The sequence below is a fragment of the Ponticaulis sp. genome, assembly GCF_029210165.1.
In the GTDB taxonomy this organism is placed as follows: Bacteria; Pseudomonadota; Alphaproteobacteria; order Caulobacterales; family Hyphomonadaceae; genus Ponticaulis.
The window spans coordinates 2,129,805-2,145,906 of the sequence record NZ_JARGNT010000001.1; the positions used below are offsets into that span (position 1 = coordinate 2,129,805).

The 16,102-nt window shown below is 53.1% G+C and carries 12 protein-coding genes; 3 read left to right on the forward strand and 9 right to left on the reverse strand.

What is annotated here, in order from left to right; genetic code table 11:
- The 5 genes from P1U45_RS10355 to P1U45_RS10375 all read right to left on the reverse strand — a co-directional run bounded on the left by P1U45_RS10355 (position 1) and on the right by P1U45_RS10375 (position 8,047).
- Positions 1-576, reverse strand: coding sequence for a hypothetical protein (locus P1U45_RS10355; RefSeq protein WP_301058989.1), 576 nt, complete (start codon positions 574-576; stop codon positions 1-3).
- An 18-nt stretch (positions 577-594) separates the two neighbouring features.
- The gene (locus P1U45_RS10360; RefSeq protein ID WP_301058990.1) at positions 595-4,974 is read right to left on the reverse strand and encodes a glycosyltransferase; all 4,380 of its coding nucleotides are present in this window, start codon (positions 4,972-4,974) and stop codon (positions 595-597) included.
- A 191-nt stretch (positions 4,975-5,165) separates the two neighbouring features.
- Complete coding sequence (locus P1U45_RS10365) at positions 5,166-6,059, reverse strand: WcbI family polysaccharide biosynthesis putative acetyltransferase (protein ID WP_301058991.1); 894 nt, start codon at positions 6,057-6,059, stop codon at positions 5,166-5,168.
- A 543-nt stretch (positions 6,060-6,602) separates the two neighbouring features.
- Positions 6,603-7,298: an acyltransferase gene (locus P1U45_RS10370; protein ID WP_301058992.1), complete on the reverse strand. Its 696-nt coding sequence runs from the start codon at positions 7,296-7,298 to the stop codon at positions 6,603-6,605.
- Positions 7,295-8,047 (reverse strand): sulfotransferase, encoded by a 753-nt coding sequence (locus P1U45_RS10375; protein WP_301058993.1) that lies wholly within the window; start codon positions 8,045-8,047, stop codon positions 7,295-7,297. The genes P1U45_RS10370 and P1U45_RS10375 overlap by 4 nt, the downstream gene beginning before the upstream one ends.
- 315 nt (positions 8,048-8,362) lie before the next feature.
- Between P1U45_RS10375 and P1U45_RS10380 the strand changes: the two genes are divergently transcribed.
- Genes P1U45_RS10380 through P1U45_RS10390 form a run of 3 tightly spaced genes read left to right on the forward strand, consistent with a single transcriptional unit; the run spans position 8,363 to position 10,780 of the window.
- The gene (locus P1U45_RS10380; RefSeq protein ID WP_301058995.1) at positions 8,363-9,319 is read left to right on the forward strand and encodes a sulfotransferase domain-containing protein; all 957 of its coding nucleotides are present in this window, start codon (positions 8,363-8,365) and stop codon (positions 9,317-9,319) included.
- A 47-nt stretch (positions 9,320-9,366) separates the two neighbouring features.
- Positions 9,367-9,594 (forward strand): hypothetical protein, encoded by a 228-nt coding sequence (locus P1U45_RS10385; protein WP_022694928.1) that lies wholly within the window; start codon positions 9,367-9,369, stop codon positions 9,592-9,594.
- On the forward strand, positions 9,584-10,780 hold the full coding sequence (locus P1U45_RS10390; protein ID WP_301058996.1) for a glycosyltransferase: 1,197 nt from the start codon (positions 9,584-9,586) through the stop codon (positions 10,778-10,780). Before P1U45_RS10385 ends, P1U45_RS10390 begins: the two co-directional genes overlap by 11 nt.
- Before the next feature lie 9 nt (positions 10,781-10,789).
- On the opposite strand, the gene P1U45_RS10395 is transcribed toward P1U45_RS10390, so the two are convergent.
- The 4 genes from P1U45_RS10395 to P1U45_RS10410 form a co-directional block, all read right to left on the reverse strand.
- Entirely contained in the window at positions 10,790-11,539 is a 750-nt protein-coding gene (locus P1U45_RS10395) for a Stf0 family sulfotransferase (protein WP_301058998.1), read from the reverse strand.
- A gap of 48 nt (positions 11,540-11,587) precedes the next feature.
- Positions 11,588-12,775 carry a hypothetical protein gene (locus P1U45_RS10400; protein ID WP_301058999.1) on the reverse strand — a complete coding sequence of 396 codons (1,188 nt, stop codon included), beginning with the start codon at positions 12,773-12,775 and terminating at the stop codon, positions 11,588-11,590.
- Between the two features lie 156 nt (positions 12,776-12,931).
- Positions 12,932-13,375, reverse strand: coding sequence for a ribonuclease HI (gene rnhA / locus P1U45_RS10405; protein ID WP_301059001.1), 444 nt, complete (start codon positions 13,373-13,375; stop codon positions 12,932-12,934).
- 65 nt (positions 13,376-13,440) lie between these two features.
- Positions 13,441-16,044 carry an ATP-binding protein gene (locus P1U45_RS10410; RefSeq protein ID WP_301059002.1) on the reverse strand — a complete coding sequence of 868 codons (2,604 nt, stop codon included), beginning with the start codon at positions 16,042-16,044 and terminating at the stop codon, positions 13,441-13,443.
- Between the last annotated feature and the right edge of the window lie 58 nt (positions 16,045-16,102).

A 16,102-nucleotide genomic window follows, 5' to 3' on the forward strand; every position in this document is an offset into this window, starting at 1 on the left:
TTATTCCGGAGCAACTGTTCCGGATACGATATCGATTTCACGGATATAAGCGACATGGTTGCGAATGTCGTCCCCTTCGCCGAAATCAGCCGGGCTGCCAAGCTGTTCACCGCTAATACGCAGCAGACCTGTCGTTTCGCTGGTGTCGACGCTGAATGGGATTTCAACTTGCTTCGTCTGGTAGCGTGATTCCATGTCGGCAAAGGCGATTTCCGCAATGACCGGCTCGTCATCGTTGAACTGGAAACTGACCGAGCGGGTTTCGATTTCACCATTTGTCGGGAAGTATGGTGTGTAGCTCACCACGATAGTGCCCTGACTACGTGTCAGGTTGAGTTCGATCAGCATGCTTTCAGACGACATCCAGCCGCCGTCATGCTTGGGCGCATATTCGCCCTCAAGAACACCATCGCCGGAAACGATACCGTTCGCAAAAAGTGACGGGATCGCTGTTTCTTCAACGGGTGGCGCAGAGGCCGCAACATCTTCGCTTGCAGGCGTTTCGCTGCCATTGCCGCAGGCACCGAGGCCGATGCTGAACAAAAGAGCGGTCAGGACAAGAGCGTGTCTGCTCATATCTAAATTCCTCGGTTTCTAGCGCAGAGAACGGTTCGTAATCCGGCGTTTAATGCCTTCGACAACCCGCTGACGTAAGCGCGCGGCAGAAATGCCGGTCGCGGTGCCGCGATCGGTTGCTTCAGGCGTTGGTGTAACAAGATGATCGTAAATTGCGACACCATTCAGGCAAAGGCTCAATTGACGGCCATCCTGAGCAAGGCCGCCTTCACCGCCTATGATGAATTCGATCAGATAGGTTTCTGCAGGTTCAGCTTCACGCAGATCGATGATGAGGTGCTGCTCGCCAGCTTTGGCGCTGTCTTCATGTTGAACCTCGCCATTTACCAGAATTTTGTAAGGCGTCGCATTGATCACCAGATCGCGGAAGAAAGAGATATCCAGCTTCAGGCTCTCGATCTTGCTAGAGCTGTCCTCGGGCCTGACGACAAGCGCTGCTTCGCGGCCCTCCATCCACTGGTGGCCGGATTCAGGGAAGCTCCAGTCACCCATTTGCCCGACGCTGAGTCCGCCTGACAGAGATGACTTCACGACTGTGTTCACAGGAATATCTGCGACCCGCCCCATCATAATGAATTCAGATTCAAAGTCCCGACCGGACGCGAGTACATCGTCAGGCGTCGCTGGCGTATCGGCAACAGCAGGCGCTGGCGCTTCAGGTTCGGCAGGCGCTGGTGCATCTGTTTTATCCGGATGCGAGGCCAGATAAAGGGAAGACGCCAGCGAGAAGCCTGACAGCATCACAGACAGCGTGCGCAAATCACCTTCCGGAGTAAAGTTGCGATCCGGTGCCAGTTCGATGCGATAGATATCATCATCAGACACGGCGTCAGACGGAATATCGAACAGGATAGAGCGTTGGTCAGTATCGATCAGTTCTTCGTGCGCTTTGACGCCATTGACTGAGAAGACGAGATTCAATGCGCCCTCATCAAGGGCCAGCGTTTTTGTAGACAGGAACATTTCCACCCGCTTCGGGGTATCGAAACTGTTCCAGCCGACATGGATGGTGCCGCTCGAACCGACGAGCCAGACACCATCTGCTTCCATATGGCTCCAACCCTCATCAAGAGAGGTGCCGTCAAATCCCGATGCAGCGGACACAAATTGCCATTCGCCATCTTTGACAGGCGTTGGAATGACGTCTGACTTCGGTTCAACTGGTTCCGGTTTTGGTTCTGGTGCGGCAGCCGGAGCGACAGGCTCTGCGGCAGGCGCGATAGCCGCGCCCTCTTCACACTTGATGGTAAGTTCTTTCACGCTGATGGACAGATCACGGACGTCGCCCGGAACATCTGCTGTAAGTTTGGCGACGAATTCCATCACAAACGTGCCGCCTGGCAGGATTGTGCCAGGTGGGATGCCAATGTCGAACAGCATGAAGTTCTTGTTGAACTTATAGGTGCCGATTTCTTCCCCGTTGATGAGGACTGTCATGGTCTGTCCGGAAGCGACCAGATCGCCCACAGTGCTTGCGGCCAGATAGATGCGGTGCGGAACACCTGCATTTTTCGGCGCTCGTAGCAGGAAGCCGGCGCGTCGACCGTCCATCCAGGTGTGCGCAGCTTCAGGGAAGCTCCAGTCACCCAGCATGAAGTCATGCTTCAGAATCTGCCCATTGATCGTGTAGGTGGTTTTGCTCTCGAATTCGAAGAATTCGTCTTCCTCGATACGGACAGGGAAGGGGACAGCCTCGCGATGTTCGTCGACGGTTTCTTCATATGGTTCAGCTGGTGGCTCGAGTTCGAAATACTCGGCGAGTTTCTGATAGTAGCGGTCGTGCGAGAAATATTTGCTCGCGAAACGGAAGCCGTCCTGGGCCCTTTTGCGACGGACATCGGTATCTTCAAACAGCTCCAGAATATCGTCAGCCATATCCTCAGGCGAGGTGGCGACGTGGAAATAGTCTTTGGCTTCGTCCGCCAGATCGTAAAGCGCACGGTCGTTGATCGCGAAAGCCTGTCCGTCGCTAAGTGTCTCGATCACTTTGGTCGGGAAGCCCGTACCTTCGGTAATCGAGAGCACGGTGACTTTGGCCATCTGGTAGATCACGCCCAGATCATCAACGCGCCCTAATGGAACGATCGAGGTTGGATACTTGGCCAGCTGCTCTTCGTCGACTTCGTTCACGACGCGTGAAATGCTGCCAGCGATGAAAAGGCGATACCCTTTCGGCGCGAGATACGGCAGGAAGGTTTTCTCAATGAAAGAGAGCAACGACACATTGTTAGCCGGGTGGCTGGTGCCGACATACAGAAGATCGACTTCCACGGTGTCCACATCGTGAAGCAGCATAGCTGTCTTCATGTAAACGTTCTTCGGGATGTTATCCTTCAGATAGCTTTCGCAAGCGATCGGATCTGAAATGTCGACGCGATTATCCCAGAGGCCGGCAACCGGTATTGGACGAAGTACTTCGACATTGTTGTTTTCAGTCTCATAGCTCTCTTTGAGCGGACCTGCGATCGCGATCGCATAGTCTGCGAGTTCAGAGGTTTTTTGCTCGTCGAGACGCTCGCGCTTGTCGAGTTCGTTGTTCCAGCGTGTGTCGAAATCGTCTTTGTCGCGGAGCTTGCGACGAATGCGGTTCTGGTGTTCCAGCCAGTCATGGAGTTCCACCACCACAGGGGCTTCAACGCCTGAAAAGACGTTCCGGACCATTGGTAGCGAGTAGGCATAGTTTGTGAAAATACCTTTGAGATTGAACCGGTCCAGCGCCATCTTCGTGGTGCTGTTCAGACCGAAAAACCGTTCCATATAGGAGCGCTGCGCAGAGTGGGCGAGGTTTTCGCGCTTATCCATATATTGCGGATTTGAGAAACCCGATTCTGCGATGCGTCCGGAGAGCATTGAACCGAATAGCGGCAGGAACTCGAAATCATCCCAGCTTTTGAAGAAGCGGCTGACGCGTTCTTTCTTCCAGGCGTTATAGCTGTTCGCGTCCTGGAACGGCCATGGGATGTCGATCATGATCGTCAGAACATCGAGATCTTTAAGCGCTTTCAAATGTCCGCGTTGAACGAATTCCGAGCCACCCGAATCGCCGCCCATAGCGAGGTAGACGACAGCGCCCTGATAATTTTTCAGCGGCGGTTGATCAAAGCCTTCAGCGTTCTTCTCATGCAGATCGAACAGGCGACCAAGGAAGCCGCTTTCCGCAAAGTATTCGAGGCCGCTCTTGGTTGCGCGCAGTGATTCGCGGTCGAACTTGACCTTCTTGAGTTGCTTGAGAAGAGCCTCGGCAAAAGAGCCGGCAGAAAACTCTGAAGGCACAAGCAGATTGTAGCCGTCAAAGGTCTCGGCAACGTCGATGTCCGGGGAGGTGAGCAGCATTTTGCCGCCAGCCAGCATTTCAACGGCAACGCCGGACCCGCGAATGCGGTAGGATTCCGGTTCATAGCCGAGGAAGCAGATGTCTGTTTCGTCGATGGCCGTCTGATACTCTTCGGTTGAGAGCTTACCGAGGATCTGGATATTGTCGTAGGTCTTGGCGAGGTTTTCCAGCGTCCGACGGGCTGTCTTGATCTCAACGGTGTCGTTCAACGGAGAGGAGAAGGTCTGCAGCTGGAAACGGATTTTCTGGAAATCGTCGCCCAGTTCCTGAATCATCCGATCAATCACGCCTGGCAGCAGCTGGAAGCCTTTCTCATGGCGCGCTTCGCCGAGGAAGGCGATGACAGGCCGCGGATCGTCACCCATGCGCTGCTCGAAACAGTGGTCGGGCAGAGGGCCAACCATCATAGGGAAGTGCAGGCCGACCTGCTCTTCATACGTCTTCTGTAGCCGGATCGTCTCCGTGTGGAAGAAGGCGTAGCGGCCGATAAAGCCCTGCTGATTGTACTTATTCAGGATGTCGCAGAAGGTATAATTGCCAACGCGCTCGCCCTGAATGAGCTCCGGAAGAATATAGATTTGCGCATACAGTTTCGGACGCAGATGGTCCGGACGCAGCATGAGGAAAACAAACCAAGCATGTGCCAGCGGAGTGGAGACTGTGTGGCAGTAGAATGTGTCGTCCGCAGTGAAGCGGAGTTCCTCGTCGATGGCGAGCAATTGCTGAAGATGGATTTCCCAGTCATGCAGCTCGTATTCGTCGTTAAAATCGACAGGTATGCGGCGACGGCCCTCCGAGATTCCCGGGAAATCAAAGGCTAGCGCTTTGAAATGCGCACGGATTGAGAAGCCGAGCTTCTTGTTGAGCGCTTTTGATTCGGGAAAATGGCGGTTGGCCAGAATAGTGACAGCGTAGCCCGAATCGACTGCGCTGGCAGCCACACGGACAGATGTCTGATAGTTGTGGCCGGTACCGATCTGCAGGTCTGGATCGAGAATAAAAAGCCGTTGCTTTGCGCTTTTTTTGCTTCTCGCACGTGAGGTGCTTTTTATTTCTCTGAACATATCAAATCGTACACTTAATGCGGGCCTGAAATTATTCCCGACCTGAACGCAACTGACGTGTTCATAAAGCTATACGCCGTAGGCGGCGTCAACGTCCGAAACCCCGAAACGCGTCGTCCTGGCCAGATATGCTTAGCGACGCCCCACCGATACAGATGTAACGGAGTTGAGAGCGTCGCCAGCGGGTATGACTATGCCATCGCCGGAGCGAATTTGAGCGGTGTGAGCGGTTGCAGATCCATGATGCTGCATTTCTTTGACCGGCAGAATTCTGCGAAGAATTTCGCGCTCATACGCATCGCTGTTTCACGCGACACGTCGATAGAATTGCCTGCTACCTTGCCACGTACGACTTGAGAAGTGCGGTATTCGAAGCCCAGTGCTTCGGCGAGGTAGTCCGGAACCGGGAAGTAAGAGCGCGTGACAAGATCGTTCGCAGCCGGCGGAATCAGGCGCGGCGTTGCTTTCTCACCGAGATGTTTGACCAGTCGGTCACCCAGCTCGCCGAGCACACTGCCGGCCGGAAGATTGAAGTTGTAGAATGTCTGCGATTTTCTGCTCTCGGCTTCGATGAAATCGGCGAGCTTTACGTCAAAATCTTTCTCGGCGTCCTGATAGCTGCTGACTGCAGAGTCCCAGGTCGCTTGAACATCAATTGTTTCCCCCGGTGCGGTGCGCACGAGCAGGTGAATAACGTCTTCGACGTCAAGGCCGCGCTTCATCAGCTCGAGAATGACGGAGTAGTGATAATCGCCAGCCAGTGCCGGGTTGTAGAGAAACTCGCCCTTGGAAATGACATAGCCGACATCAGGCTGGAGGCCATAAAAGACCAGCGGAGCGAACGGGATAACCGCGCTGCCATGCTTGCCCTTCAGTGCCTCAATGCTGAGATCGTCGCCTTTGTCGTGTGATGTGAAAATAACATCATAGTTTCCAAGGCCATCTTTCACACTCGCGGTTGTTGCCGGGTCTAAAAACTCAGGCTGGTAGGAGTCTACCTTCTCGAACAGATCCAGAGATCTGAAGTATTCGCCCAATGCGTGATGGCAGTGGTCTGACAAGACCACCAGCGACAGGTTACTCATAAAATTGTCCCTCGTTCAGTACGCCTGAAACGCAATGCACGACAACAATAGTCCCCACTGCCGTCATGAGTGAAAACATGCACTCATAAACATCACGTCCCGTGGTGGGCAATCTATAGATATCGAGTCAGGTGTCCAGCCGGATAAGTGTGAATTTCAATAGTAAAGCCGCACGTATTCGCGGGTTACAATGACGCCTGATTTGAAGATTTTAACAGAGCGAGGCATCGGGGAGGCACCTTCTGGTAGTGATTCTTCGCGGGCGAAGGGGCGGTGGGCCTGTGAATTCAGCGAATTCATTGTGAATTCTTGCTACTTAAAGCGGTGCGGATTGAATGAGGCAGCAATTTTCGGCACTGGCGGTACGGAGATGCCGAATAGAATGAAAGTTTAAATATATGCAGTGCTGAACTGAATTTGACCGGAGATGAGCAGTAATTCGGCAGAGAAATCAGATTCAATTTTGACGTGAAGGGATGTGAGCTTCTCGAATTAAAAAAGCGGGACCGTTTGCAGGTCCCGCCTTGTTGAAGCCAGTCGAATTTATACGCCGCTTTTCAACTCGGAAAGAATGCCTTCTTCCATTTCGTTCGGGCCCATCGGAGACCGGCACCAAGAGACGTTATCTTTGATCTTCTTGGCTGGAATGCCGCCGAAAATCGTTTTGGCTGGCATGTCAGTGGTCAGGATTGAGCCTGCGCCAAGAATACCGCCCGGTCCAATACGAACATCAGGCATGATGGTCGTACGACGTCCGATCCAGACGTGCTTGCCGATCTCGATTTTACGGCGATGCGCGTTCACGACATCCATGGTCTCAAGGTCGATAATACCGTGCTGGTCATTCGACTGAAGCAGGATTTCGTCCGACCAGAGACCGTTCTCGCCGATTTTTACATCAGCAAGGTCCATTACCATGCGTGCAGAGTTGATCGTTACACCTTCCCCAATACGCAGCGTGCTCGGACGCCACGTGCGAATGTTCGCAAAGATGTGTCCAGCAGTGTGAATCTCGATTTTTGCGCTGCCGGGGCCGATCACGAATGTCAGATTGCCGTTCAGATTCGGCTTGGAGATCAGAATGTCGACATTGTTGCGGTTACCGCCAATTGGAGGCGATTTAAACTGGAGAGCTCCCATTGAAGATTGTGGGGCGCGGACGCGGCAGTTTCGAAACAGGTTGCGCTGCCCCTCGGGCATAAATTCTGCGAGGTCGAATTCCTTCAGCTCCTCACTCATACGTATTCCTCTCCCCAGAAGTCAGCTGGTTTGTTGCAATAATAAAATAGGTTCTGGACGTCTTTTGAGAGCGTCTTCTGAATTTCGGCGATCCGCTCTTCGGAGATGTCCTTGACGGACCAGCGCTTCACATCAGTGGCATAGGCAGCGCCGACATTGTGGCGCTCTGGCGGGATCTGGTCGCCGATTTCGTCAACGCCGAGGAATTGGAAGATGTCGTTCATTGTTTCGGCGTGTTTGCCGATAAGGTCTTCCATGAAGACGACTTTGATCTGACGTGTCGGGAATAGCGCAAGATAAGCCTGCAGCTGGTAGTAATACCGAGTGCGGTCGACGAAGAATTTCCGGTGCTGTTCATGCGCCAGAGATTTTTCAATATCCTTGAAGGTGTGAGCCTGCGTGCGGGACCAGTGATTGAAGTGTGAGACAATCCGTTTGATCGGTTCGCGGACGATGTAGATGATCTTCATGTCCGGATTGAGGTCGTAAATGTTCTGAGGAACGTGCGGGAACTCATCGCGGAAAGAATATTGCGGCGTGGATTCAAAATAGATTTTTACGCCGTCACGAACTTTGAAGTTCGATTTGTACCAGTCTACGCCCTTATCCATGAAGCGCGAGAAGTACATCAGCTCTTTATCACCCGCGCCGAAAACCTGCGGATGGGCGTCCAGATAATTGTGAAGAGATGTCGTGCCTGCCTTGCCGGCGCCAACAACGATCAGGTTGGGAATGGTCGTGTTCTGCATCGGGTCCCCTCACTCTACAGAAATCATACCTTACTCAGCTACTCTGCGTGATTTCAATAATCAACACCGAGTTTCCAGAAGTCGGATTTGACGAAAATTCTTTTGGGGAGGTGCCGTTGATTGCAGGACGCGTGCAATGATGCTGACTGAATTGCCAATCTAAAACACATATTTTCCAATATCATGAGCGCTATTGCTTAGTGCCTGCGCAGTTGCCAGCTTGCCAGAAGAGCGCTTGTCGGTTTGCATAAAATCGGGTTGCGTCTGCGTGAAATATCAGCATGACATGCCTGCGTTGATTATAGGGGACTTTGAGTGGCTAAACAGAAGACCGTGTTTCTGCATATCGGTACGAACAAGACCGGTACGTCCAGTATTCAGCACCATTTCTTTCAAAACCGCGACCTGCTGGCCAGCCACGGCATCTGTTATCCTGGCCTCGGACAAGACGCTGCCGCGCACCATGAGCTGTTGAGCTGGGTAACCCATCCGAAGAAGCATGAGAAACACCTCAAAGCGCTGCGTAAGGAAATTGCGCCATTCGACACGACCATCATCTCCAGCGAGTCACTCTGCGATCTTGAGAAGCCTGAAACGCTGAAAGAGGTGTTCGCTGGCTATGACATTCGGATCATCCTCTATCTGCGTGATCCCGTCCGCTATCTTCTCAGCTGGTGGCAGCAGGACATCCAGATGGGTAAGCGCTATCCGGATATGAGCCAGTATCTGGTGACCAAGCGGCGCTCCTACATCGATCTGGTCGACCGTTGGGTGGAGGTGTTCGGCAAGGGGAATGTCACGACTCATGTCTATGATCGTCAGCAATTGCCTAAGGGCGATGTTCTGCTCGACTTCAAGAACATCACGGGCACGAGCGAAATCGAAGGCATGCAGCGCCTGCCATGGGATAATAACCCAAGCGTTTCGGGAAACCTTCTCTACTTCAAACTTGTCTACAACACGCTGCGTCTGCCGAACGCAACGAGCCAGAGCATGATTGATGGACTGACGGATGCATCCAAGCTGGATTCGACCTTCCGTATCGTGCCGAAAGTACCGGAAATCCTGGCTGCGGGCACGCGCCGGATCTACAATGAAGAACTCAAAGAACTTCGTGACCGCCATGGGGTAGAAGTGCCAACGACCAAATCTATTGACGGCGTCCGTATTCCTGAGCTGGACACAATCCGCCGAGATTTCCGCAAAGTGATGGAATTCTCTGAAGAGAAGGGCCTGCCCCTTGCTGAAATGGCGAAGTATGTGAAATTCTGATCGCGGAATCAGGCAACCAAACATGCGTCGGGGGCGCGTTTATCAGAATGTGGCCATTCAGTACCATCAAGAACAAGATTGTTTCGCTCACCCGTACGACAGTCAAAATGGAGCTGGAGGGGGAGTCGATCACTTTCCTGTCCGCCAAGGCGCTGGTGGAGATGTTCGATATGCGTCTCGCCCGTATCGAGACCGAGGCGCTGACGCGGATAGATGATCTGGAGCAGCAGGTCGAAAGCCTGAAACGCGAGCTCGAGCGCAAACATGAAGATTGATATCTGGTCGCCTCTGCCGCCGGTGCCGAGTGGCATTGCGCACTATACCCAGCAGGTGTTTTCGACCGGATTTGATAACTTCGATATCCAGTTTGTAGACAGGGCAGAGGCGCCGTTTCGTTCGGATGCTGTCCCAATCTATCAGCTCGGAAACAACCCATATCACGAGTTCATCTACCTTGCCGCGCTGGACCGGCCAGGGATCGTGGAAATCCATGATTTCTCTGTGCACCACCTCGTCACCGAGATGACGCTCGCAAAAGGCGATAAGACAGCTTACGAGTATGTGCTCGGCAAGGCTGCCGGCGAACGTGGCATCTCACTCGCGCAGAAGCGAGGGCAGAAAAAGCCGGAATACCACCCGCAACTTCAGTTCGAGATGCCTTTGCTGGAGCCATTTATTCGCGACGCCTACCATGTGATTGTGCATTCGCGCTGGGCGCGTCAGCGTACAAAAATGATCCGCCGTGATGCGCCGGTCTCTATGATTCCGCATTTTTGCCAGACGCCCGAAGAGAGCGGTGTGTCAGCCGATGCGCTTGGAGTCGTGCGCAAGCGTTTGAACATTGCTGACGATGAGGCAATGATCTTATGCGCCGGATTTGTGACGCCGCCCAAGCGGATCGATCTTGTCCTGAAAGCACTGGAACGTTGCCGGGAAGCGGGCGATACGACGTTCAGACTGGTTATTGCAGGTGAGGTGATGGACCCGGGCGTTCTGCGCCTGATTCAAAAGTTCCCGGACCAGTCCCGCATTTCTATGCTTGGCTACACAGATGAAAAACAGTTCGACGAGCTGTTTATGGCGGCCGATATTGTTCCGGCGCTGCGCTGGCCGTCGGTTGGAGAATCGTCGGGTGTCGCCTCGCGAGCGGTGGGCTTTGGAAAGCGCACACTTGCGTTCAATCTGAAAGCATTTGCCGATCTGCCGAAAGCGTGTGCCGACCTGATTTCCCTCGGTTCGGATGAGGATATGGCGGCGCAGATCGCCGCCGCATTCTCTGAACAAATCCGCGGGCAGGGGCGGGCTGTGGATCAGAGTGCGCTGGAATTATATTTGTCGGAAGAGGCAGGACTTGGTGCGGTCCGTCAGAAATATCGCCAGCTGTTCGAGCATATCGCGGATGTCGGTCAGCAGGCTGTAACGGATATGCGTCAGACGCAGCTGAGCGTCGGAAAAGAGTAGGCCCCAGGCCTACTCTTCAACCATCCATTCAAATTCGGAACCCGCCAGAGCAGCTTTGACTTCATCAAAGTTTTCAATGTCGTTGCGGATACCTGCGCTTGTTTTGCGCAGGGTGATTTCCTGCTGCTCAATGCCAAGCATCATATAGGAGCAGATGATGTTGTACGCGTCGAGCGGGTTCTGCTCGATGTGTTCTTCATAGGTGAGGTGCAACATATCGATGCCCTTCTCCTCGAAGAAGTTCATCAGGCGTTGTTCTTCCGTTTTCGCCTTTCTGAGCAGCTCGACAAGATTGTCCGCCTTGGACGCGGAATCATAGTCGTGCAGATCCTTCAGATCGAGCGTGATCGCCTTCTTTTCCGGCTTCGGACCATCATCCGCTTTCACATGGTAGAGTGACAGCTTAGAGGCTTTCACCGCGCTTATATAGCGGCGCAGCGTGTTGTGACGCTGAAGGAAAATGAAGGTCGTGTCGCCAGCCGCATGATAGTGCTCGATGACGTCTTCAATCTTCACATTCGAGTTCTTGTAGAAGTTAATCGGTTTAACTTCGTACCCGGCATGACGCTTAGGCTGAGGGAGATTGTCAATCAGTGAAACATAGTCGCCAACCTGCCATTCAGTGGTCTTGGCGCCTTTCTGTTCCTGAAGCGTTACAATCTCTTCAAACCAGGCAATTTTGGTGTGTTTGGCAAGCATTTTGGCGATCACGGTCGAGCCGCTTCGGCCAAAATGTACCAACATAATCTTATTCGTCACACCAACCTCCTAATTACTTTTTTCTTTGATTTCATTGAAAGAGTTTTGTCAACTCACCTTCTGCTTGCATTCAAGCATCCGGTTTTTTATGTCCGGAGACAGGCGTAAACGCTCGAACTCAGGTGTTGACTCATTCAGTGCCCTTTCAAATGACGCGTAGAAGTTGCGTGCGATATCTACATTGTTTCTGGCGAGCGCCCGCTCGCATTCGGTTAGATGTGTTTCCGCTTTCTGACGAAGCAATACCATCCGGCTTCTTTCAAGCACATGTTCGATTAAACGACCTGTCTCTTTAGACGGGGTTATTTGATCGAAATTGCTGGCTTCCATGTGCGGCGCCCAGTCCGGCGTCAGATCGCTCGCCTTAATCCCCTGATAGCGGGTCGCCAGTTGAGCATTATCTTCGAAGAATGCCGCTTGTAGCTTGGTCGCGCGGTCAATGCCCAGTCGCAACGGCGTCTGTACCGGATAGGACTGGAAGTACTGAATGTGACGCGTGCGTAGATCCGGCACGGACATGACAGCTTCGATCATGGAAAGGTCGAGCCCCATGGTCAGGGAGTCTTCGGCATTATCTAGAATGTCAGACTCTATACTGGCCGGCCCGGCATCCATGCCTTTGAGCGGGAATACATCATTCTTGAAGGCCGAGAGGCGAATGCTGGAATCCCCGAAAACGCTCGCCCACTTCTTCACCATGCCCAGATAGTCGTAATACGCGGTGGACGGCTTCACGACATTGAAGCTCGCGCGGGAAAGCGGCTGTCCGAAAAGAACCGAATTCGTAATTGCGCTGATCGCCATATCGATTTGCGGACGCAGGTGAAACAGCACCGTCACGCTTTCGAACAAACCGTCGAACAGCGTTTTAAGCTCGGCGATCCATTCCGGTTTCGTCAGACGTGAATGCGCGTGTTCGCAGCTCAGAAAGAAAACGTCCGAGCCATTCTCGCGCGCTTTTCCAACTTCGTTCTCAAGCTTCTCGCGGGTTTTTTCGCGAAATTTGACCTGTGCATCGGCGCTCTGAATGCCGAACATCTCCAGACTATCATCCTTCTCAGAGAAAGGACGCGCATATGCGATCAGCTTTCGATGATTCGCCGGGAAAAACGGAGCGCCCATACTGGCTGAATACCAGAGTTTGCTCTCGGCCAGCTGGCTACGATAATGGAACAGAACCTTCTGCCAGTTAGCGGCCCCCGTCTGTTCCGTCCCGACGTGCAATAGAAGATGCATAACTTCAGTACCCCTGCACAATACAAAATAAGCGTTTCAGCTGAAACGCTTCCCCCAATTTCATCAGACACTATCGGCAGTGGTGCGAGTTATCCATCGTAAATCGCGAGATTTTTTGGGGAATTGATCGAACAGACGACATGATTGGGAAGATTTTTAGCGGGGCTGTTCGCTAGCACCTTTTCGAGCCAGTTCATCGGCTCTTTCATTGCCCTCATCGCCTGCGTGTCCCTTCACCCATTTCCATTTAAGGTGAGGGTGGCGGGACGCGGCAGCATCAAGTCTCTGCCACAGATCGGCGTTCTTGACGGGCTTTTTCGCAGCCGTTTTCCAGCCATTGCGTTTCCAGTTGTGGATCCACTTGTTCAGACCGTCTTTCACATAAGTGGAGTCGGTGTGCAGCGTGATGTGATAGCCATCCTTTACCGTCTCCAGCGCGACAATGGCGGCCATGAGTTCCATACGGTTATTCGTGCTTTCAGGCTCGCCGCCATAAAGCTCTTTCTCATGCGTGCCACTTTTAAGGAGTGCGCCCCAGCCGCCAGGCCCGGGGTTTCCCGAGCAGGCTCCGTCCGTCCAGATTTCAATTGATTTCGTCATCACACAGGTTGAACCGAGCTTTGAGCGTAGCGTCAATTTCAGAAGTGCAGTTTCACCCAGATTTCTCAGGCGTCTTCGGTTTCTGCCTCGATTGTCGGTGTTGAAGAGAATATTGTGATGAGGCTTTGCACTTCGACAGGCTTGGTCAACACATGATCGAAGCCGGCAGCTTTATAGTGTTCGACCTGATGGGTCATCGCATTTGCAGTGAAGGCAACATATTGAGGCGGTATACGGCCCTCTGCCTGATCGATCTGCTTCATTCGTATGAGCGCGTCGATGCCGTCCATAACGGGCATCTGGATATCGAGGAAGACGAAGCCGAAAGGCGCTTTCTGATAGGCGCTGACAGCATCAAGGCCGGTTTCAACAATCAGGGGCGAAATGCCAAGGCCGTCCATCAGTACATCGATGACCTTGCGGTTCATCGGATGGTCTTCGGCGACGAGGACTTGGGTGGTCTGGTCGAAACTGACCGGCGTTTCTGTTTCGCTTACAATCGCAACGTCTTCTGAGATTAGCTCCACCGGAACGCAGAAATCGATCTGTGTGCCCGACCCGATGGTAGAACTCGCATTGATGTTTCCATCCATGAGCTCGACGAGTTGTCTGGAAATGGCGAGGCCAAGCCCCAGCCCGCCAAAGCGGCGTGTCGAGGAACTATCCGCCTGCATGAAGGGTTCGAAAATCGTGTTCAGCTTATCGGACGGAATGCCCTGGCCTGTATCTTCGACCGAGAACCAGAGACAAATTTTGCCATCTGTTCTGCCGGTTTTGTTCACCCAGCATCTCACTTCGATGCTGCCGCTTTCCGTAAATTTCAGGGCGTTGGTGATGAGATTGTACAGGATTTGACGAATACGCGAGGCATCACCATTCACCAGAAGGTGTTCGCCGATATTCGGCACGAATGTGAGCGACAAACCATCTCTGTCGGTGCTGGCTTCGAAGAAGACCCTCGTTTCCTCGAATAATTCACGTGGCACGAATTCCTTGTTCTCAATGATGATCTTTTCGGACTCGATACGGGAAAGATCGAGAATATCGTCAAGCACATTTGTCATGAGCTTGCTTGAGCGCTGAATGAGCGTCACAAGCTCGGACTGGCGCGCATCCAGTTCGGTCTTTTCAAGCGCTCCAGCAAGGCCGATGACCCCGTTCATTGGCGTGCGAACCTCATGGCTCATATTTGCAAGGAAGCGGGACTTAACTTCGCTCATACGGCGGGCATCGTCGCGGGCATGTACGACTTCGCGGTTTTTGCGAAGCATAAGAAACGCAAATGCGATCGACAGAGCCAGCAGCAGGCCGAAGAGCGCCGATAGCCACTGGAACAATCGGATGGTGCGTTGTTGCAGCGTGTTCTGGAGGTTGAGCAGGTTGGCGCGCTCGGAAATCCTGTCGGCCTCTTCCTGCAAATATTGCATCTGGTTCGCCGCGAGTTCCTGAATTTCATCGTCGAGAGCGACTGCTTTTGTCTGGTGAAAGGTCAGCATGGCGGCGTAGGCGGCGTCTATATCGCCCGAAAGCGCGAGAAGCCGCGCTTCCAATTCTGCAACAGTGAACTGGTTACGATTGTTCAGCTGCGCTTCCGGCAGCGCGCCGAGTTTTTCGAAATAGGTCTGAGCGAGGTCTGAATCCCCGGCACGGATAGCGGCCTCGACCGTTGTAACGGCCCACAGATACTGGATGCTGTCTTGGTTCGTAACGTAGGGTTCCGCTGCTACAGCACATTCAATGGCGCGCTCGTTCAGTCCCTGAGCGAGATTTAGCATCGCACAGCTATGAAGTGCGTCTCCCCGTAAATAGGCGTATTCGTCGCCCTCTGTTGCGTTCAGAAAGGCGTTTGTGACCTGTTCGAGTTCCGCTATTCTTCCATGCGTATACAGCATGTTCGCGACATCGTGCGGAGTGGTGCTTACCGTATATGGCAGCATCAGATCCTGAATGGTCCAGTATTCACGTGAAAGCAGATCAATCATGCCTGCGGGCGATGTGTGTGCTTCAAATACACGAATTTCCAGTTGGGCAACGTCGAATGCGACAAGTTCCGAAACGCTGTGCCTGTTCGTGAAGGCGGTAATGTCGCGTACGACATTGGCCGCATCGATATCCTGATCGAGATACAGAAGAAAAACGGCTTGCAGCACAAGGGCGCGCACATACTCGTCTGCGGTGAAACCACGTGCGCGAAGGAATGCGTCAATCCGATCCAGCCCTGCGCGGTAATCGTTAGAGACCATAGTCTCATAGCCGATCGAGCTCAGTGTTCTGAAAGCGGGGGTCACCTCAAGTCCGGTCTCTTCCAGAAAGGCGTCCATCTCTTCGACGACGCGCGGATAGTCGGCGATTCCCATAATGGAATCGTGGAAGACATATTCCATGTGTCGTTCGAGTAATTCTTCTTCAGACAGCGTCTCTTTCAGAGCTTCGAACGCGTAATAGTCACCCGGCATGAAAGGACGCGAGAGAATGTCTTCGACAAGCTCCACTGCTGCTGCGGGCCAGTTCTCTGCCGTAACAGCTTCGTTTGTGAGCTGAGGTGGGACATCAGCAGATTGCGAAAAGGCGGGTGGTGAGGCGAAAAAGAGGATGCAGGCAAGCGCGGCTACGCTGCATCTCCTGATGGAGCTGCGCTGCTGGTTCGCGGCTTTATGCGTGTCGCCCACTCCAGATCCCCGCCCGGTTTTTCAGATATTCCTGAAATTTGCTCAGGATTCCTCGGAA